The organism is Methanococcus maripaludis C5, assembly GCF_000016125.1.
Lineage (GTDB): Archaea > AGJL01 > Methanococci > Methanococcales > Methanococcaceae > Methanococcus > Methanococcus maripaludis_D.
The window spans coordinates 1711403-1731223 of the sequence record NC_009135.1 but is presented as its reverse complement, the minus strand read 5'-3'; the positions used below and the strand labels follow the sequence as shown (position 1 = coordinate 1731223).

Here is a 19821-nt window from a genome sequence, read left to right as displayed (position 1 = left end):
ACTTATTTTATAATTTTTTCTGAAAATCTAATAAATATGTATCCAAATACTACCCCAATAAGCATTCCTCCAAGTACATCGTGTGGGAAATGCACTCCAACGTAAATTCTGCTAAATGCAACCAAAAATGCCCATAAAAGTAACAGCATTATTTTAAATGACTTTTTTGAATCTAAATTGATTGAATTTTTAATATTTCTTGTAAAAATTATCCAAAATCCAAATGCAATTGTTGTATGCCCACTTGGAAAGGATGGCTGCGTTCCCATGTTTTTTAAAAGAATTACTCCTTCAAGCATTTCATAAGGCCTTGGCTCGCTTATCCAGTATTTTACAGCAAATACAAGGATAGACAGAAGAAACATTGCGAATAAAACTTGGATTAAAACTTTTCTATCATTTTTAAATGAAAAGTACGAAATTAACAAAATATAAATGTATACTGTGTCACTTATAAAAATGGTTAAAAAATCAAAAAAGGGGTTTTTAACTCCCGAATTTACTAAATAAAATAAATCAATATCCGTTTTTTGTAAGCTTTTTAGTAACATTAAAATTTCACCAAATTCTATAATGGTGAAATTACATTAATAACTATCTTTTTGATACTCTGTTGACATACAACGCGAAACAGAACTAATCCAAATTTAGTAGTAATCTTATAACACAGAAAGGCAGTTTTGAAAGTTTGAATAAGTATGGCTCAAAGTTACTTTTTTGGGAACCCTGAAGAAGAACTTAAAAGGACGGATAAAGAATGTGGATTTCAAAACGTTGCTGAATTTGCAAGATTTTCCCTGAAATTCCAATACAAATGAATTAAGACATGCATTTACTACAAACTGCATAATAATAAAATGAACTTAAAAACACCCTCTTAATTGGGTCGTAACGATATTGCAATCGCTTCGATTTATCTTCGCAAAAACATAACATATATCTAAAAAGACTTTTTAGAATCTTTGAGATACAATTTCTTTATTTTACTTCTTAAAACTAAAATAGCTAGATTTAAATTTTAAAATAGTTTTATTTCCACCTTATCTGAAAATCCTGCATATCTATTTTTTTATCCATTATTATAATTACTAAAAACACCAAAACAAATGAAAGTAGTTTATCAAACAAATTTGCAAAAAATCCTGTGATATTTACTGCAAAGAATGTGTTAAATCCCTCTCAATTAAAATTTGAGTTACTTTATCAATTTGTTCTCCAGCAACGCCTCCAAGCGCCATATAACTTATCGTATTTCCGACAATTGCAGTTATTACCGAAATAAAGATCGATGCACCGATAACCGTTTTTATGTTAAAAGGATATTCTTTAAAAATATATCCTGTAATAAATCCAACCATTACGCTGACAAATGTAAAATAAAAATATCCTGGATCTATAAAAAAACCTAGAATAATACTTGTTAAAAGTCCCACCAGTGCACCCGCAAATGGGCCCAATAATATCCCTGCAAAAATAGTTCCAACTGCATTTAAAAATGTAGGAATATTCAAAATGGGAACTAACTCCACCCCAATTATGTTGATGCAGATAGAAAGAATTATTAAATGCTGATAAAGTACTTTTTTATAGTTTTCACGGTCTTTTTGTAACTCCTTCGATCTACCGTCCAAAAATATCCCTCCTTGAGTAGCATTGTTTGTTTCAGAGATATGAATAATGTAACTGTTCACAATTTTAAAAATATAAATGTTGTAAATTCCCGGATCCCTATGTTAAAATCAAATGCATACCACTATGTTAAAATCGTATATATAATTTAAAGGTTTAATTGTGGATTTTATTAAATATTTAAAAAGAGTAATTTTCATTGCTCTGTGAAAACATTTTAAAATAAGAATTTTTTTAATCATCCGATTAAAATAGACTGATATTTACGCAAATAATTATGTAGATGGTTATGTATGTAACAATATTTGCGAGGGAGATATCTGGGAGAAATAACTCCCCCAAATAAAATTTTGTCGAAAATAATTTAATTACCCCTAATTAAATGTAAAATCGACATTAAATCCATAAACTACCCCCTATTTTGAATAGTCTGTTCAGGATTTATGGGGAAAAACGTCCCCTATTTATTTTATCGCTGATCGATACTAATATGTTTTTAATTAAAATTTTAGAAATGGGGCGATCCAAAAATCTAATATACATATCTTAAGACACTTACCCGTTAATCATTTTAAAAAGAGTAATTTTCAAAATTAAAGGATTATATGTAATTATATTCCTTTTGAATTATTTACTGACATTTAAGCGAAACGACTTTGCTCATTATTTATACATTATGTTTCCGATTAAATTATGATATTTTATATATTATTTATGCCCTATATCAATAATGTTTTTATGTCCCCAATAATCCAAACGATAATGAATTTTACTAATCCTCAAAAAAAGTTTACCCCAATATGAATAACTACATGACACTTTTTACATACCCTCACGTGAAAAGCAGTGAATTCATATCACTTTTACCCTGGGTGACATAAAAACCCTTTTTTCAATTAAAATTTAAAAATAGTATTTTAAAATTATTTTCTACATATTTCAAATTCTTTTAGTTTGAATTTATCGCATAGTAGTACTATTACATAAAACACTATTGCAAATGAAATCAATTTATCCAAGAAATTTGAGAAAAATCCCGATATGTATACAGCAGTAAACAAGTTAAAACCAAGTTCTAACAGATGTTCTGTTAAAATATCAACTGATTCACCAGTAATTCCCGAAAATACAATGTAACTTATGGTATTCCCCATTAGTGAAGCCATTAATGAAATAATGACAGATGCTACAAGAACTGTTTTTAAATTAAAGGGGTATTTATCAAATATGTAACCCGTAATAAGTCCAATTAATCCATTTACAATTGCAAAATGGAAATAAACCGGCCCCAGGATTACCCCTAAACCAAAATGTGTTGCAAGACCTACAATTGCCCCAATTATTGGCCCCATCAAAATTGCGGCGAGAATTGTTCCCACACTATCCAAATAAGCAGGTAAATTTAAAAAAAGCACCAAATGTGCTCCAACAATGTTAATTCCGATCGAAAGAAGTATTAAATACCGATATAGTACTTTTTTATAGTCGTCGCGTTCGATTTTTAGATCATTTAATTTATCATCCAAAATATCCCTCTTTTAATCTAAATTTCAGTGTGTGGCATATCTAGTAATTAATTTAAATCCTGCTTTGGCCAATTTAATAAATTCATATGTATACACATCTGTAAATAAAAATATAATAATTTAATCTTTTAATAAATAATTTTGCAAAATACTTTCTGGCACTCTTGAAATGTACTTTATCTGTCCGCAATGCGAAAATTACATGATTGAAAACGAAAAATCTCTTGAATACGTTTTTATTCATGAAGATGTCTAAACAATGATTTAAGGGTTCAATTGTGGAAAAATAAAAAAGAAATTTTGAAAATGAAATGTGAATACAGTATAAAAGAGCATTGAGGGTGACATATTCTAATGCATACGGGCATTGCTAGAGTTTTAGAAGTGAATCATCTGTTTAAAAAATTCAAAATTCTGCCCCGATCTGCGAAATTAGGACAGAAGTAATACGGCATTTTAAAAAAAGTGGTATTTTGAGTATTCGAGGTAATGATCTGTTGTTTCAGGTTTATTTGATACATTAAATGGCACAAATTTAACGTAACTCTGAAAATGTAAATTGAGGTCATGCAACCCGAAATCCAGAAACTTGAACCTATAACATCTGATCCATCTGGACATTCGGGACTTAATAAAAAAGTGGTTTTTAAAATATATATTTGATTTGTGTAGGTTTTTGTGCCTTTAATTTAGTATATTCACTAAATTGGATTTTAAAACTTAAAAAAGTTAAATTTTCAGAACAGATCCAAAATCCCCTCAAAAATTGAACTGTTCTAAAGGTATGAAACCCATTAAAAAAATAAACTTTAAGGACCATTTAAATCCCCTCTAAATAAACAGTCCCAAATATTGAAACCACTGCCACTTATAATCCCCCAAATACCCTGAGAAATAATTCTCAGGTAATACAAATTTTGAAAATTTGCATATAAGCCATTTTCGGTCGTGTAAAGATCGAAAAAGTTACAACAAATACGTATAAAATGATTAAAATTATCAAAAAAAGAAATTTTTAGAAAAAAATCGTAATTTCACACACTTATTGGGTTTATTTTAACTACTTTATACGAGGGTAGTATATGGGCCATTATGAAGAGTGCTTGACGATTTCTCGCCAATATATATTCTGTAATCGGGATTATAAAAAGTAATTAGGTTTGGGATAAAATAGAAAAAAAGAGATAAAAACTTAATGAAAATTGTGACGATAAATTCCTGAATTTATCGAATTGTTGTGGACAATATAGCGATTTCTCGCCACCATACTTCTTTGCTTGAAACTATAAAAAATCATTGCATTTGGGATAAAATAGAAAAATTAAACGTTTATTCGGGGCCCGATAAAAATCGAGATTTTTGAGATTTGAGATCGAAATTCCTCTTAAAAATAAAATGAATGTTCCAAAAGAAATATACTCGTTAAAAGATCTTAAAGAGCTTTTAGAAAACAGTGCTTGTAATGTATTGAACGTGTAAAATTTTAAAAAAGCATTTCAGAAAAGCTGAAAATATTAGTCCTGTTTGGGGAGAATATTTTCATATTTTCAGCTTCGAAGTCCACAATAATCCGATAATGCTAAACAGGACTAAAACCACATATGTGGATTTCATATTTATATTTTTCGGAAATATGGAAAATTATGGCACCAAATCAACATTTAAAATCATATATCGATTTATTTGTTAATCTGGGCATTTTAATATTAAAGATATCTTGAGATTTAGATCGAAATTAGATCTAAAGTGTTTCAGTGTTGAAAATAAAGGTTTTAAAGAGGTTATAACCTCGATAAAATGATCAAATATTTGAAAATTGAATATGACGCAAAATCGACACATCGTTTTATTAATTGTTAAAAAAGCTGAAAACGTCAGTCCTGCTAAAAAATGGGGTTGAATGTAGATTTTAAAAGTTTTCAGCTTTAAGGTCCACAATAATCCAATAAATTCAAAACAGGACTTAAGACACATTTGTAAATTTAATATTTATATTTTTGGGAATTGTTCAGTTATTAATCTTTAAATTCACAACTAGACTTTAAAAATGATCATTTTGTAAATATAAGTTATAAGAAAACTTAATAGTGAAAGCAATTGAAAAAACAGATTTTGAAAGAAGACTTGCTATTGTGCAATTGATTAAAGAAATCAACGATAAAAGATGTGCTGAGATTATCAAACTTCGAAAACATGTCGAAACTTATGATTTCGCTATTTTTGATCCCCGATGAAAAAAAACCTGTTTTTGCATTGGATATTATAATTGCAATAAAATTTATGCTCCCTGTTGCGTGCCGAATCGGAAAACTGCGGCAACCTAAAAATCAATAATCTTGCATATTGGGATAAAGTTGGGGTTCATTGACTGACAGCAGTAACCCATTTACTATTTTTTCGATCCAAATTAGATCATAAGTTCAAAACGTATATAGGCAAAGTCCTACATTCCACCCGTAGCCACGTACTTGTTTCATTTTGAATTTACCCCAAAATAACCATTATTTTTAACTTATCGTTTTTAAATACCATAAAAAAATAAAAGATTTTAAACATTAATTCGGAAATTCCGAATATTAATATATATTAATATATGTAAAATGTTCCCCATAACAGGCAATGAAATTTATATTTTACATCAATAGGTTTCCAATCGCCATTACAATCAGCATTCCCATTAATGCGAGGTGGGAGGAATATATCCCTGTGGTTTGGTACTGGGTCTTTAGGATATTACATATGGTTCCACAAACCGTTATTGGCGCTAAAATTTGGAAGAATATTGCCAAATAGAATATTATCATATTTGGTGTTATGAATGTTCCAATAGTAAGTACAAATGCCAAAATTAAAGCTATAAAGTGAGGCATTAACCTCATTCCACTCATTCTAAATGTTGCAAATCCAGAAAGCATTGAACCAAAAATTAAAGCTAAAGATACTAGCATTGTTACGTCCGACATATTTTCACCTTAATTATAACCATACTGGCCTTGCATTTGGTTTTGAGAGAAATCTAAAGAATGTAGGTGCTCCGGCAATTTCAATTCCTTCTTCTAGTTTTTTGTCAACGCCCCTAAATTCAGAACTCATTTCACACACATATATTTTAACTCCTGCTTTTATTGCATCTCTTAATTTATCGCCCAGTTTTGGGAATGCAGGGTGTTTTACCTTGTCACATTCTCCTTTTAATGCAAGACTTGCTCCATCAAACATTAAAAAGATCGTTGGCTTTAATTTCATGTTCTGAGCCACGTTTGCCATCATAAAAGTTGCGTATGCTTTTTCAGCATTTCCAGTTCCTGTCATGTTTATGATAAATACTTCATCGATGTCAACTGAAACTCCGAGCTCTTTTTTCTTTTCTTCTTTTTTAATTAAAATTTTGTAATTTCCGTCATCCGTCTTTTCTGCAGAGAGTATGTCATTTCCCATGCTTTTCAGTCCTTCAGTGAGATCAGTAAACGCATTTGGACCGGCAGTTATTTCCAAAACTTCACCAACAGCCATTCTTTCTAAAACTTCACCAACCATTAAAATTGGACCAGGACAGCTTGCTCCAACAACATTTATGGATTTTGAAGCTTCGATTTCGCCAATGCTCACTTTAACATTTGTTCCGTCGACTTCCATTTTATATCCCATTTTTTTTATTAATTCGGAAATTTCGTTTATCTGGGAATCCCCCTCGGTTTCAATTACCAAAATTCCGCCGTCTGTTTTCTCGATTACTTTTTCTACGAGCATTGCAGGACTTCTGAGTGATTTTACGTTTATCTCTTTTATCATGATTACACCATAATTTATAGATATGTCATTAGTATGCACAACCATTCTTTATGTGTCTTCGATATTTCCTGATTTTTAAGATTAAATTAAAGTTAATAAAATGTGTAAAATAGGTTATTTTTTAAGTTCTGCAAGTAATGCATCTTTTGTTGGTGCTCCAACAAATTTAATTTCTCCGTTTATTGCAACGGTTGGAACTGCCATAATTCCAAGTTCGGCAGCCTTTTCAGGGTGGTCCATTACATTAATGTGTACGACTTCGAGTCCTTCGATCTCTTTTGCAACTTCATCGACCACTCTTTTAGCTGCTGGGCAGTGTGGACACATAGGTGATGTAAATACTTCAACTTTTACCATAAATTCACCCGATAAGTTTTTTTATTTGCTTGAATAAATTATAAGATTGAGACATTATATATCTGGCGATTTGAATGCGAAACGAAAAATCCATCGTGGCAGTTGTTGCCGCAATTTCATCATTTTTAACACCCTTTATGGGCACTGCACTAAATCTTGCCCTTCCAAGTATTGGAACAGAATTTTCAGCCGATACTATTCTTTTAGGGTGGCTTGTAACTTCATTCCTACTTGCAAGTTCTGCACTTTTGCTACCTATTGGCAGGATTGCAGATATAATCGGTAGGAAACGAATTTTATTAAATGGATTGTTAATTTTTGGATTATCGTCTTTAATGGGAATATTTTCAGGGTCAATTAATCAATTGATACTACTTCGTGTAATTCAAGGAATCGGCAGTGCCATGATATTTGGAACTGCCATTGCAATACTAACTTCGGTTTATCCGTTAAATGAAAGAGGAAAAGCCCTCGGAATTAATATTGCCACAGTTTACATTGGTCTCAGTTTAGGGCCGTTCCTTGGCGGAATTTTGACCCATTATTTCGGATGGAGAAGTATATTTTTATTTTCAGGAATAATTGGAATTATAACTTACATTATTGCCAAGAAATTCGTATTAAATGAATGGTGTGATGCAAAAGGCGAAACTTTTGACTATTTCGGCTCGATTACATACATGATTTCGCTTGTATTCTTGGTTTATGGGTTTATTACTTTTAGTTCAGGCGGATCAATATTTATACTTGTGTCGTTGCTTTTTGGATCAATATTTATCCATAGGGAGCATAGAACAGAAAATCCGATTCTAAACATCAAACTCCTCACAAATAATCTCGCATTTTCAATGTCAAACCTTGCTGCACTCCTAAATTACGGTGCAACTTACGCAGTAGCATTTTTAATCAGTTTTTATCTTCAAAGTTTGAGAGGATTTTCTGCTCAGGACGCGGGATTTATTCTTTTAGCACAACCACTTGTACAGGCAATATTTTCACCAATTACCGGAAAACTATCCGACAAAATCGAACCTAGGATTTTAGCATCCATTGGAATGGGAATTACCTGTGTTGGATTAGTATTATTCACATTTATGCAGTTAGATACAAGTATTTACCAAATAATCTTAAATTTAGTACTTCTCGGTTTTGGATTTGCAGTATTCAGCTCTCCAAACACAAATGCAATAATGAGTTCAGTTGAAAGGAAATTTGCAGGAGTTGCATCTGCAATGCTTGCAACTGTAAGAATTTTAGGTCAAATGACCAGTATGGCAATAATAACTGTATTGATTGCGTATTATGTTGGAAATAATCCAATTTCTGCAGAATTCAGTCCGCTATTCCTTCAAGGAATAACTACATCATTTAAAGTTTCTGCAGTTTTATGTGCAATCGGAATTTTTGCGTCACTTGCTAGAAAAAATATCAGAAATAAAAATTAATTGTTTAATTTTTAATTCCATTTTTCTTTGAAGTATTCAAGTGCTGAAACTACATCTTCAAGGTCTGAAAGTGGGAATGCAAACACGAGTTCATCGTCTTTAACGTGTGCGTAAGCTCTTGAACCGTTGCATCCAAGTGTTGCGTTTGCTACACCTCTTGTTTTTACTGCAGCTACTGCATCAGCACATAATGATTGAATTCCTGCGAAATCTGCCTGGAATCTACCGCCTGCTGTGTAATTTAAAGCTTGAGTAAGTCTTAGACCCTGTTTTGGAGTTACTAAAACTACAATGCTGTCGGGTTCAAAGTCTGCATCATTTAATGGTGCATAAACTCCTGCGTAAATTTCTTCTTTAACTCTTGGAATCGCCTCAACGGTTTTGATTGCAGCTTCTTCAGTTGGGAAATTTCCTAAATTGTGGTATAAAACACCTGTTTTTAATGGTTCAGGAGGATTTTGTAAGATTCCAATTGCGTAAGCTCCACCCTTACATGCATGTTTTTCTGCTGTTGCGTAGAACTTTTTACCTTCGATTCTTGCATTTTGGATCATTTCACAGTGTCTTATGGGTGCGTCTATTTCAGCGTAACCTTCAGGAATTTCTTCTTTTGATTTTGCAAGTTTAACTGCTGTTGCAGGTTTTTCAAGCCCTAAAAAGTCTTGAAGTTTTTGTCCGAGTTCTTTAATTTTTTGAATTTCCATTTACTATCACCAGTCCACTAAATCTATTTGTGTATGTTTTACACACAACTATCAACATCCGTAATATATAAATGTTTTCATTTGTGTTAAAACCTTGCACAACTACCCTTTTATCCACATATTTTATCTATGTTGTATGTGCAGTATAATTTTAAAGATTGAAAAATAAATATCTTTCGAAATAATCCGGTGGTATTTTGAAAATAACGTTAAGAAATGAGATTTGTGACCGTTTGGAAAATATTGTAAGTGATTTAAAAGTTATAAGACACTGTATCGGTTGCGAAGGAATGGATCTAAAAAATGAAGACCCACATCACCACCCGACTATCGAAATAACACAAGAATGTAATCACGACTGTATATTTTGTTACTCTAATTTAACTAGTGTAAAACCTGGATTATACGGAGATTTAAGTAAATTTAAAGCGGTTACAATAAGCCAGTATGGCGAACCACTAATTTATCCAAAAAAAGTAAAAAATGCAATTAAATATGTAAAATCCAAAGGATTAAGATGCGATTTACAGACTAACGGGGTATTTTTAAACGAAGAACTTTTAAAAGAATTTAAAGACCTTGGTTTAGACATGATCATGATCAGTTTAAGTGCATCTGACAAAAAAACGCATGAAAAACTTGTAAAAGAAGATACCTTTGAAAAAGTTTTTGAAAATATAAAACTCTCTTCAAAATATTTCCACACGATTGTAAGATCAGTATATATCCCTGGGTTCAACGATGATGAACTTGTAAAACTTGGTGAAATGTTAAATAAAATCGGAGTTTCCGAAATAATGGTTCACCAGCTCGTAGTTCATCCCGAAAATTTGGAAAAACTTGAAAAAGTAGGAAATCTTGAAAACGTTGGAAAAATAAAAGATCTGTTACTGTTGATTGAAAAAATTAAAAAAGCTGCGCCAAACGTAAACGTTACTATTAAAGGATGTTTGCTTGTTTATTTAAAAACAATGGATGGATTTATACTAAATTCAATAAATAGTAATTGTGTTTCAGAAGTTCCCGAAATAAAAAGGGAATACGCACCAATTTCATTTTAGGTGGTTTTATGAATGTTTTGACAGTTGGAGGTTTTGACCCAACAGGCGGTGCAGGCATTGTTGCAGATGTAAAAACGATAAAAGAACTTCAAAAAAATCCCCTTTCAATAATTACGTCAATTATCCCTCAAAACAATAATAAAGTTTTTTTAAAAAGGGATTTGTCAAAAGAAGAGATAAAAGCACAATTTGATGCAATTTTTGAAGATTTTGAGGTAAATTGGGTTAAAACAGGCGTTTTAACTAATGATTCAATTGATATTATTTTAGAATTTAAAAAGAAATATAATTTTAATATAATTTGCGACCCTGTTTTGAAATCAACTACGGATTTCGAGTTTTCGGATGAAGTGTTAATTAAAAAGTATTTGGAATTTTTTGAAGAGTGTTTCTTGATAACTCCTAATTTAAAAGAATTTGAAATTATTGAAAAAATGTTTGAAACGTCCAGATTCAATTTAAATAATATTAATGTACTAGTGACCGGAAAAACGGATATTTTAAAAATTAATAATAAACATATCGAAATAACTGGAAAATATGTAGAAAAAGAGGTTCATGGAACTGGCTGTACCTATTCCTCTGCAATTACCTGCTTTTTATCCATGGGAATGACTTTTGAAGATTCAATAAAATCTGCAAAAGAGTTTGTGTTAGGATCAGTAATCTACGCAGAAAAAACAAAATATGGCTACAATTCTAATCCAATATCTGTTACTAAAGAATCTGTTGAAAAAAATTTATCTTACGCTTTAACGTTACTTAAAAATATTGAATTGTTCGTTAAAACAGATTTTAAAATTGTAGAAAGTATCCTTTTACCAGAAAATTATTCGGATATTGCTACAATTACCTATGATGAAATAATTAAATTTGGAATTTCAAATGATGTTTCAGAAATATTACTAAATTTAAAAGAAATTAATCCAAAGATAAGGGCTTGTATAAAAATAGAATGCGATAAATTATCCGTGGAAAAGTTAAAAAACTCAGAAATTTCAATGGGTTCAATCGCCAATTTAGAAAAAAACAGCATTATTTCAGGTTTGACAGATTGTATCAATTCTGATAAAATTTATCCCCATATTTTGTATGTTAATGAAAAAAAACCTATTTTAATAATTCTAGGGAATAATTCCGTGGAAATTTTTAAAAAGCTTCAAAACATTGAAAAACGTGTTAAAAACGTACAATATTAAAAAAATTCCATTTTTTATCTGAATTTTTGAGTTATTTTAAAAAAGGTAGATTTAAATAATATAAATTCAATTATGGTTTTAGTATTTTTATCGAGAGTACCATAAATTTAAACGGTGATTTTATTGGCAAATATCGTTGTTAAAAGATTGGAAAGAACCCCAATTGATGAAACCCCTGTAGAAATCGTAGAAAGGAAGGGAATAGGGCACCCCGACAGTATTTGTGATGGTATTGCAGAAAGCGTAAGCGTTGCATTGTGCAAAATGTACAAAGAAAAAATGGGCGTAGTTTTACACCACAACACGGATCAAGTTGAGCTTGTTGGAGGATACGCATACCCTGAACTTGGCGGCGGATGCATGGTAAGCCCAATTTACGTCTTGCTCTCAGGAAGAGCTACAATGGAAGTTTTAGATAAAAAAAGTGGAAAAATTATTAAATTACCAGTTAACACAACCGCAGTAAATGCTGCAAGAGACTACTTGAAAAAGGCTATAAGAAACATGGACCTTGAAAAGGACGTTGTTGTTGACTGCAGAATCGGACAGGGTTCAGTGGACTTAGTTGAAGTATTTGACAGAAAAAGAAGCGAAATTCCTCACGCAAACGACACTTCATTTGGTGTAGGTCACGCTCCACTCAGTACAACTGAAAAAATCGTTTTAGAAACTGAAAAATTATTAAACAGCGATGCTTTAAAAGCAGAAATTCCTGCAGTTGGGGAAGACATCAAAGTTATGGGACTTAGAGAAGGCAAAAAAATCACTTTAACAATTGCAATGGCTGCTGTCGATAAATACGTAAACTCATGCGCAGATTACGTAAAAGTTAAGGAACTCGCAAAAGCAAAAGTTGAAGAAAACGCTAAAAAATACTTAGATAGTCACGAATTAGAAGTATGCATCAATACTGCAGACGACGATGAAGACTGTATATTCTTAACCGTTACAGGAACTTCCGCAGAAATGGGTGACGATGGTTCAGTAGGAAGAGGAAACAGGGCAAACGGACTTATTACGCCATTCAGACCAATGAGTATGGAAGCTACAAGCGGTAAAAACCCAATTAACCATATTGGAAAAATTTACAACATCTTGTCAAACATTATCGCAGAAGATGTTGCTAAAATCGAAGGCGTAAGAGAATGCCAGATCAGGATTTTAAGCCAGATTGGAAAACCAATTACCGAACCAAAAATCCTCGATATCGAAATGATTCCGGAAAATGGATTTGAATTAGAAGAATTAAGCCCTAAAGCTAAAGAAGTTGCGCAGAAATGGCTCGAAAACATTTCAGAAGTAACTGAAAGAATTGTAAGCGGAAACGTAACCACTTTCTAATTAAATTATTTTTTTTCATTTATGTAATTTTTAACTACATCGACTATTTCAGAAATATTTTCAATTTTTATTTGTGCTGTTTCTAGCGCTTTTTTTGATACATTTCCATTTTGAAGAGTTATAACTGATAAATCACTTTCTTCCATTGCTAAAATATCGTTTGAAGCATCTCCTACCATTATTACAGTATATCCGTCCTGTTTTAAATTTAAAATAAGGTCTCTCTTTAATTTATGGTGGGCTTCAGGCATTAAACATTTATTTTGAACTCCAACAATATTTCCAAGCCGTTCTATGAATTTTCTACTGTCCCCTGACGCGATAAATACCGATGCACCCATATTTTCAAGTGTTTGAATTGTTCTTGAAACTTCTGGGAAAATACAGCCTCCTGTTGCAACAGTATATTCTATCCTGCCAGTTATTGTATCTGCAATAATTGCTGAACCATAATCGGTTTCAATATCAAATCTTTTTAAAACCTTTAATGGATCCTGGAGTTCTTTTAATTTAGTTTCATTATCTTTAAAGATCCCTGATTGGTCGATTGGAGGATTACAGTAAGAAATTCCCCAGTTTACACCATTCAAAAAACTTGAAATTAAAACGTCGGGATTTTCATTATCCAATACTTCGAGGGGATTTTCTTTTAAAATTACAAGAGTTCGTCCTTCTTTCTGATCTACGATATCCACAGTCTGACAGTTGCACAAAAACTTCTGAGTAACTACATTTTTGATAATTCTCCTTATGCTTACAAGAGTGCCCGATGCATCAAAAACTACTGCGAGTTTCATGTTATCCCTAAAAATTGTTATACGTTAAATATTATGTAATTATTATACTTTATAATTAACAAACTTTGGGATAAAACATGGAAGAACTTCAGTTTAAAATAGCACTTGTTGGTCCGGAAAATTCTGGAAAATCCTCTATTGTAAACTCCATTTTTGGAAAAAACATTTCAGAAGTTTCAGAAGTCGGTGGAACTACTAAAATGCCTGTGAAAAAATTCTGGGGAAAAATCAAAATAGGAAAACAAAAGATTAATCCAGATTTTGCAAAAATCACGTTTGTAGATTTGGGTGGGCTCTACGCGGGCGAAAATCGATCGGTTGTTATGGTGGGAAGTGTTCTTGAAAAAACCTATGAAGAAATTGATGACTCGGACTTGATAATCCACATAATCGATGGAAGTAGTGAATTATTCAAAAGTTTCGAAAAATTGCACCACTTATTGAAATTCCGATATCGAAAACCTATTATAGTAGTTATTAATAAATGTGATTTGATAGAAAATTCCAAACGAGAAGATTTGCGAAAGTATGTTGAGGGGAGATTGGAAAACAAGGTTTTTTTCACATCTTCAACTACATACGAAGGTATCGGGGAATTACTAAGTACCATCATAGAAATATTAAGAAGGTGATCTGTGTTGTTAAAAAAAATCAAAAAGATGATTTCAGGCGATACATTAAAAACAAGCAGTCCTGTACCAATTGAAGAATACGTAGAACTCCCGGTAAAAGGCTACGAAGGACTTGAAACTGTAAAAATTAAAGTATGTGATTTAGAAGATTTCAAAGATGCAACAGAAATAGCAGTGTTAACTGAAGCAGGCTATTTAGTTATTGCAAACACGATCAACCTTGAAAGAGATCTTGATGACGACTACGCAAAAGTTTTATCCAGTTTAAAAGAAAAAGTTGGAAAAACTGGCGGAAAAATAGTAAGACTCTGCGAAACCAAAGTTTTAGCAGTTCCTTCAAACACCGCAATCGAAAGAATGGTAAAAGAAGAAACCCCAAAATTGAAACTGAATAAAAAGAAATAATAACTTAAGAATGGTGGCTTAATTGAATGAAGATATCCACATAATGGAAGTTCTCGGAAATGCTAAAGTTACCGTAAAAAATGGGAAAGTTGTCGATGTTAGCGATCCCATACTATCATTTTGTCCTCTTTTTGCAAAACATCGGGGAATTAAAGAAATTAACAAAGAATCAATCCAGAAAAACGTTGAATTTCGGATTGAAAGTTTTGGGTTATTTACAAAAGATAGAGTTGTTTTAGATGATTCTCCTTTTGTTGGTTTTGGAACTTCCGAAATTTTCATGAGCGCTTTAAATAAAGGATTTTTAGATGCAGTTGTTGTTGTAAGCGACTGTGCTGGAACTGTTGTTACAAATAATCCAAAACTCGTTCAGGGATTATGTGGAAGAATTTCAGGAATTGTCAAAACTACTCCTGTAAAGGAAGTAATCGAAAAAATTGAGAAAGCTAAAGGAATAGTTCTTTCAAAAGAAGATGCTTCAATTGACCAGATAAAAGGAGTAAAACTTGCAATTGAACTCGGATACAAAAAAATCGGAGTTTCTGTTTCAAATTTAAAAGATGCTTTTGAAATAAAAAAATTGGAAAAGAACGATGTAAAAATTATAACTTTTGGAGTTCATACAACAGGAATTGGCCTTTCGGATTATGACGAATACCTCCAGTATATTGATTTAATTTCAGCATGCGCTTCTAAAAATCTGTTGAAATCAAAATCACTCTATATAAAAGCTCAAGCTGGAAGCGGAGTTCCAATATTTGCGCTTTCAAATTCTGGGAAAGAACTTTTATTTGAACGATTAAAAGAAATTGACAAGCCTATTTTGATAACTACAAATGAATCACTACCTTACTTTACAGAACCCCCTCAATAATCTTTTTTTATTTGGTGAATATCCATGTTTGCAATCTTAAAACTAGGCGGGAGCATCCTCTGCGATAAAAATGTCCCGTACTCGATAAACTGGGAAAATTTAGAAAATATCGCGATTGAAATAAAAGAAGCGATTGAATACTATAGTTCTAAAAACGAAGATTTTAAACTTATTATTGTTCATGGCGGGGGCTCATTCGGCCACCCTGTTGCAAAAAAATATCTTAAGAATGAAAAATTTGAAGATATGGGAAAAGGATACTGGGAAATTCAAAAAGCAATGCGTAAATTCAACAACATTGTAATTGAAGAACTCCAAAACTTTGAAATTCCTGCAGTTTCAATTCAGGCTTCATCGTTTATCACATTTAACCATAAATCTAATTTACATTTTGATACAAATGCAATTGAAAAAATGCTCGATAAAGGATTGATCCCAGTAATTCATGGCGATATTGTAATTGATGAAAAAACTGATAATTTCAAGATTTTTTCAGGAGACCATGCACTTCCGTTCCTTTCAAAAAAATTGAATCCCGATCTAAGCCTTCATGCGTCAGACGTCGATGGAGTATGGGATTCAGAATTTAAAATAATTGAAAATATCAATTCAAAAAATATCGAAGATGTTTTAAAATCGTTGAAACCGTCAAATAAAGAAGATGTAACCGGCGGAATGCATCTAAAAGTAATGGAATGCTATAATTTAGGCATTGAAACGATAATTTTCAATGGAAATAAAAAAAGAAATATATACAATGCCCTTTTAAAAAATGTAAAAGGAACATTAATAAATTAATTTTAAATTATTTTCTGTTTTTAACTTTAATGAAGTCCCCAAGTGTAAAATCACCATCATCACTGCTTGATTCGTAGTTGAGATCTCCTTCTTCGTAGAACGAAATTCCAAGTGCTTTTTCAAGGATTTTTACGTATTTTTCCTCAGGCTCAATTTCATTTCTTTCTATTTTATGGATAAGGGATTCTTTAATTCCAACAGCTCTTGAAAGTTCTTCTAAGGTCATGTTTTTCTTTTCCCTTGCTTCTTTTACAAGAGATCCGTAATCTTCGACCAGAGTTTTTAAATTATCAAACATGTCCCTTCTAGGCCTTTTAGCTTGTTTTGGTTTTTTCTCATTATTTTTGAATACTGCCTTTGGTTTCCTAGAATATCCTTTAGGCGACATTCCAAACTTTGCGCAAGCCTCGCAAACATTCATTTCTACGCCTTCTACTCTTGTTTTAATGATATCCTTAACCTCTTTTCCGCAGAGTTCGCATTGCATACCTACACCCTAATATACTAAATTTAAAGATATTTTTAACCATATTATCCTAATTACATAGTATTCAAATGGTAAATGCTTCATTAGAGAATATATCTTCAATTATTTAATAGTATCTATTTTGGTATTTATATATTATATCCATAAATTTATATAGCTCAAATAAATTATAAACATATACCCTTATTGGAGAGTTGTAAAGATGTTTTCGATGGGGTGTAAAACTGTTTTGCGAGAACGAAAATCAATGAGAAAGCGCTATATAGCATCATTTTTATCATAATTATTATGGAGGTAAATCATGAGTTACCCAGATGATTATTCCACAGATATAGAAAAAAATAAAATGGATTTAAAAGAATTTAAAGAAAAAACTCAGATTGCAGAGTTAGAAAGCAAAGTTTTGAGATTGGAATTAAAAAATAAAGATATTAGTAGAGAGAATGTACAAATTAAAAAAGAAAATGAAATATTAAAGCGAGAACTTGATAAATTAAGAATTCCTCCCTTAATACTTGGTACAATACTCGATAGAGTAAATGAAAGAAAAGCAGTTGTTAAAAGTTCTACGGGGCCAAATTTCCTTGTAAATCTTTCACAATTTGTAGATCCTGACGATATCGTTCCAGGAGCAAGAGTTTGTTTAAATCAGCAGACTTTAGCAATTGTAGAAGTACTTCCTAAAGAAAAAGACTACCGAGCTATGGCAATGGAAATTGAGGAAAAACCAGACATTTCCTTTGAAGATATCGGTGGTTTGAACAACCAGATAAGAGATATTAAAGAAGTAGTAGAACTCCCACTTAAAAACCCTGAATTATTCGAAAAAGTGGGTATCGTTCCACCAAAAGGAGTATTGCTTTACGGCCCACCAGGAACTGGAAAAACACTTCTTGCAAAAGCTGTTGCATACGAAACCAACGCATCATTCGTTAGGGTTGTTGGTTCAGAACTCGTCAAAAAATTCATCGGTGAAGGTGCAAAACTTGTAAGGGATGTGTTCAAACTTGCAAAAGAGAAATCACCTTGCATTATATTTATTGATGAAATCGATGCAGTTGCAAGCAAAAGAACTGAATCGCTAACTGGTGGAGACAGAGAAGTTCAAAGAACTTTAATGCAGCTTCTTGCAGAAATGGATGGTTTTGATTCAAGAGGAGATGTAAAAATCATCGCTGCAACGAACAGGCCAGACATTTTAGATCCTGCAATACTCAGACCTGGAAGATTTGATAGAATCATTGAAATTTCAATGCCTGATGAAGATGGAAGACTCGACATCTTGAAAATCCACACTGAAAAAATGAACCTTAAAGGTGTGGATTTAAGAGAAGTTGCAAAAATTGCAGAAAATATGGTCGGTGCTGACTTAAAAGCGGTATGTACTGAAGCAGGTATGTTTGCAATAAGAGAAGAAAGAGAATTCATCAAAATGGATGACTTTAGAGAAGCTATCACAAAAATTACCGGTAAAAAAGAAAAATGCAGTTACGACATGCCACAATTAACCGTAATGTACGGATAATTGACTACTATTTTTTTAAATTATTTTTATTTTAAACTTTTTTAAGTGATGTTTATGAAAATTGGAATTATTGGAGCGGGCCTTGGAGGCCTATTAAGCGGTGCAATTTTATCAAAAGAACACTCCGTTACAATTTACGAAAAACTTCCATTTGTTGGGGGCAGATTTACAAATATTCCATACAAAGGGTTTCAATTAACTACCGGGGCACTTCACATGATACCTCACGGAAACGACGGGTATTTAGCACAAACACTTCGAAGAGCTGGAAGTGATGTAAAAATAGTAAATTCAGAACCTGATGGATACTTCAGAGTAAATGGGAAAAATCACGAATATAAGGATATTTTTGGACTCGTTAATACAAAAGAAAAATTAAAAGGATTGAAACTTGCTGCAAGCCTTAAACTTGGAAAAATTGATAAAAATATACCATTTGGTGAATTTTTAGAAGATATTCCTCTTGCCCTTGCGGTTGGAAACTCTTTTAGCGGTTGGGCTTTGAGTTTAAATGCTTACGACACCCCTATGTCAGAAATTATGGAAATAAGTAAGTTATACCATAAATTTGGAGGCCCGGGAATTCCAGTTGGCGGTTGTAAAGGCGTTACCGATAGCCTTGTTGAAATAATCAATAAAAACGGCGGGAAAATCTACACAAATCATGCGGTAGAAAAAATCGAAGTTGAAGAAAATAGTGCATTTATTGATTCAGAGCAGTTTGATATAGTAATAAGCAATGCATCTCCAAAATTAACTGAAAAAATGTCAAACATTAAATTCATTGAAAAAGAACCAGTTCCTTCAAAAGGAATAAAAATAAACGTTGCAAGTAAATCGAGTCTTGTAGATGGTGCAAGTGTCATATTTACAACGGATTGCGAAAGAATTAATGGTTTAAACCAGCCTTCAAATGTTGACAGGAGTTTAGCAAAGGAAGACTATAATTTAATAATGCTTCATGCAACTCAAATCAAAAATAACACTAAAGAAGAAATAAACCTTGCTTTAAATGATATTGAATCATTATTTGGTGGAAAAGACTATGAAATAATATCCATTCAAAGTTACGGTAATGGTTGGCCTGTAAATCATGCTTCAAATGGAACTGACTTAAATCCAATCGTTAGGGATAACTTATTACTTGTTGGAGATGGTGTAAAAGGAGTCGGCGGAATTGAAGTTGAAGGTGTAGCAATGAGTGTTATTGCAGTTTTAAACCATATTGAAAAATTAAAAAAATAAATTA

Annotated in this window: 19 protein-coding genes; 10 read left to right on the top strand and 9 right to left on the bottom strand. The window is 32.0% G+C overall.

All coding sequences use genetic code 11. From position 1 onward, the window contains the following. Nucleotides 1-2: 2 nt before the first annotated feature. The 6 genes from MMARC5_RS09145 to MMARC5_RS09120 form a co-directional block, all read right to left on the bottom strand. Nucleotides 3-551 carry a phosphatase PAP2 family protein gene (locus MMARC5_RS09145; RefSeq protein WP_011869521.1) on the bottom strand — a complete coding sequence of 183 codons (549 nt, stop codon included), beginning with the start codon at nt 549-551 and terminating at the stop codon, nt 3-5. 600 nt (nt 552-1151) lie between these two features. Next, entirely contained in the window at nt 1152-1631 is a 480-nt protein-coding gene (locus MMARC5_RS09140; protein WP_011869520.1) for a LytS/YhcK type 5TM receptor domain-containing protein, read from the bottom strand. Nucleotides 1632-2552: 921 nt separating this feature from the next. After that, a complete protein-coding gene (locus MMARC5_RS09135; protein WP_011869519.1) occupies nt 2553-3155 on the bottom strand; it encodes an ECF transporter S component in 603 nt (200 codons plus the stop codon). Between the two features lie 2633 nt (nt 3156-5788). Then, nucleotides 5789-6118 carry a DUF5400 domain-containing protein gene (locus tag MMARC5_RS09130; protein ID WP_011869518.1) on the bottom strand — a complete coding sequence of 110 codons (330 nt, stop codon included), beginning with the start codon at nt 6116-6118 and terminating at the stop codon, nt 5789-5791. Between the two features lie 13 nt (nt 6119-6131). After that, a complete protein-coding gene (locus MMARC5_RS09125; protein ID WP_011869517.1) occupies nt 6132-6947 on the bottom strand; it encodes a sulfurtransferase TusA family protein in 816 nt (271 codons plus the stop codon). A 114-nt stretch (nt 6948-7061) separates the two neighbouring features. Next, complete coding sequence (locus tag MMARC5_RS09120; protein ID WP_011869516.1) at nt 7062-7304, bottom strand: MJ0307 family thioredoxin; 243 nt, start codon at nt 7302-7304, stop codon at nt 7062-7064. A gap of 74 nt (nt 7305-7378) precedes the next feature. Between MMARC5_RS09120 and MMARC5_RS09115 the strand changes: the two genes are divergently transcribed. Further along, nucleotides 7379-8749: an MFS transporter gene (locus MMARC5_RS09115; protein ID WP_011869515.1), complete on the top strand. Its 1371-nt coding sequence runs from the start codon at nt 7379-7381 to the stop codon at nt 8747-8749. 11 nt (nt 8750-8760) lie between these two features. Here MMARC5_RS09115 and MMARC5_RS09110 read toward each other — a convergent pair whose 3' ends face one another. Continuing rightward, nucleotides 8761-9453: a DUF169 domain-containing protein gene (locus MMARC5_RS09110; RefSeq protein WP_011869514.1), complete on the bottom strand. Its 693-nt coding sequence runs from the start codon at nt 9451-9453 to the stop codon at nt 8761-8763. Nucleotides 9454-9650: 197 nt separating this feature from the next. Here MMARC5_RS09110 and MMARC5_RS09105 point away from each other — a divergent pair, with 197 nt between their 5' ends. From MMARC5_RS09105 to MMARC5_RS09095, 3 genes are all read left to right on the top strand, one after another. Beyond that, nucleotides 9651-10514: a radical SAM protein gene (locus MMARC5_RS09105; RefSeq protein ID WP_011869513.1), complete on the top strand. Its 864-nt coding sequence runs from the start codon at nt 9651-9653 to the stop codon at nt 10512-10514. Between the two features lie 8 nt (nt 10515-10522). Then, nucleotides 10523-11713, top strand: a complete 1191-nt coding sequence (locus MMARC5_RS09100) for a bifunctional hydroxymethylpyrimidine kinase/phosphomethylpyrimidine kinase (RefSeq protein ID WP_011869512.1) — start codon at nt 10523-10525, stop codon at nt 11711-11713. Nucleotides 11714-11836: 123 nt separating this feature from the next. After that, nucleotides 11837-13054, top strand: a complete 1218-nt coding sequence (locus tag MMARC5_RS09095; RefSeq protein WP_011869511.1) for a methionine adenosyltransferase — start codon at nt 11837-11839, stop codon at nt 13052-13054. Nucleotides 13055-13059: 5 nt separating this feature from the next. Here MMARC5_RS09095 and MMARC5_RS09090 read toward each other — a convergent pair whose 3' ends face one another. After that, the gene (locus tag MMARC5_RS09090) at nt 13060-13851 is read right to left on the bottom strand and encodes an HAD family hydrolase (protein WP_011869510.1); all 792 of its coding nucleotides are present in this window, start codon (nt 13849-13851) and stop codon (nt 13060-13062) included. A 77-nt stretch (nt 13852-13928) separates the two neighbouring features. On the opposite strand from MMARC5_RS09090, the gene MMARC5_RS09085 reads away from it, so the two are divergent. The 4 genes from MMARC5_RS09085 to MMARC5_RS09070 are packed head-to-tail and all read left to right on the top strand — an operon-like array spanning nt 13929 to nt 16560. Continuing rightward, nucleotides 13929-14483: an Era-like GTP-binding protein gene (locus MMARC5_RS09085; RefSeq protein WP_011869509.1), complete on the top strand. Its 555-nt coding sequence runs from the start codon at nt 13929-13931 to the stop codon at nt 14481-14483. A gap of 6 nt (nt 14484-14489) precedes the next feature. Further along, nucleotides 14490-14888 carry a cell division protein SepF gene (locus tag MMARC5_RS09080; RefSeq protein ID WP_011869508.1) on the top strand — a complete coding sequence of 133 codons (399 nt, stop codon included), beginning with the start codon at nt 14490-14492 and terminating at the stop codon, nt 14886-14888. Between the two features lie 22 nt (nt 14889-14910). Continuing rightward, nucleotides 14911-15762 carry a methanogenesis marker 8 protein gene (locus tag MMARC5_RS09075; protein ID WP_011869507.1) on the top strand — a complete coding sequence of 284 codons (852 nt, stop codon included), beginning with the start codon at nt 14911-14913 and terminating at the stop codon, nt 15760-15762. 24 nt (nt 15763-15786) lie between these two features. After that, nucleotides 15787-16560: an isopentenyl phosphate kinase gene (locus tag MMARC5_RS09070; protein WP_011869506.1), complete on the top strand. Its 774-nt coding sequence runs from the start codon at nt 15787-15789 to the stop codon at nt 16558-16560. Nucleotides 16561-16567: 7 nt separating this feature from the next. On the opposite strand, the gene MMARC5_RS09065 is transcribed toward MMARC5_RS09070, so the two are convergent. Continuing rightward, complete coding sequence (locus tag MMARC5_RS09065; RefSeq protein ID WP_011869505.1) at nt 16568-17047, bottom strand: multiprotein bridging factor aMBF1; 480 nt, start codon at nt 17045-17047, stop codon at nt 16568-16570. Nucleotides 17048-17348: 301 nt separating this feature from the next. Here MMARC5_RS09065 and MMARC5_RS09060 point away from each other — a divergent pair, with 301 nt between their 5' ends. Together MMARC5_RS09060 and MMARC5_RS09055 are read left to right on the top strand one after the other, a co-directional pair. Then, nucleotides 17349-18572, top strand: coding sequence for a proteasome-activating nucleotidase (locus MMARC5_RS09060; RefSeq protein ID WP_011869504.1), 1224 nt, complete (start codon nt 17349-17351; stop codon nt 18570-18572). 54 nt (nt 18573-18626) lie between these two features. Beyond that, a complete protein-coding gene (locus MMARC5_RS09055; RefSeq protein WP_011869503.1) occupies nt 18627-19817 on the top strand; it encodes an NAD(P)-binding protein in 1191 nt (396 codons plus the stop codon). Nucleotides 19818-19821: the final 4 nt, after the last annotated feature.

Coding starts and splice junctions, on each gene's coding strand:
- MMARC5_RS09145 (WP_011869521.1), bottom strand. CDS start 551: ATGTTACTAAAAAGCTTACAAAAAACGGATATTGATTTATTTTATTTA.
- MMARC5_RS09130 (WP_011869518.1), bottom strand. CDS start 6,118: ATGTCGGACGTAACAATGCTAGTATCTTTAGCTTTAATTTTTGGTTCA.
- MMARC5_RS09125 (WP_011869517.1), bottom strand. CDS start 6,947: ATGATAAAAGAGATAAACGTAAAATCACTCAGAAGTCCTGCAATGCTC.
- MMARC5_RS09120 (WP_011869516.1), bottom strand. CDS start 7,304: ATGGTAAAAGTTGAAGTATTTACATCACCTATGTGTCCACACTGCCCA.
- MMARC5_RS09115 (WP_011869515.1), top strand. CDS start 7,379: ATGCGAAACGAAAAATCCATCGTGGCAGTTGTTGCCGCAATTTCATCA.
- MMARC5_RS09110 (WP_011869514.1), bottom strand. CDS start 9,453: ATGGAAATTCAAAAAATTAAAGAACTCGGACAAAAACTTCAAGACTTT.
- MMARC5_RS09100 (WP_011869512.1), top strand. CDS start 10,523: ATGAATGTTTTGACAGTTGGAGGTTTTGACCCAACAGGCGGTGCAGGC.
- MMARC5_RS09090 (WP_011869510.1), bottom strand. CDS start 13,851: ATGAAACTCGCAGTAGTTTTTGATGCATCGGGCACTCTTGTAAGCATA.
- MMARC5_RS09085 (WP_011869509.1), top strand. CDS start 13,929: ATGGAAGAACTTCAGTTTAAAATAGCACTTGTTGGTCCGGAAAATTCT.
- MMARC5_RS09070 (WP_011869506.1), top strand. CDS start 15,787: ATGTTTGCAATCTTAAAACTAGGCGGGAGCATCCTCTGCGATAAAAAT.
- MMARC5_RS09065 (WP_011869505.1), bottom strand. CDS start 17,047: ATGCAATGCGAACTCTGCGGAAAAGAGGTTAAGGATATCATTAAAACA.
- MMARC5_RS09060 (WP_011869504.1), top strand. CDS start 17,349: ATGAGTTACCCAGATGATTATTCCACAGATATAGAAAAAAATAAAATG.
- MMARC5_RS09055 (WP_011869503.1), top strand. CDS start 18,627: ATGAAAATTGGAATTATTGGAGCGGGCCTTGGAGGCCTATTAAGCGGT.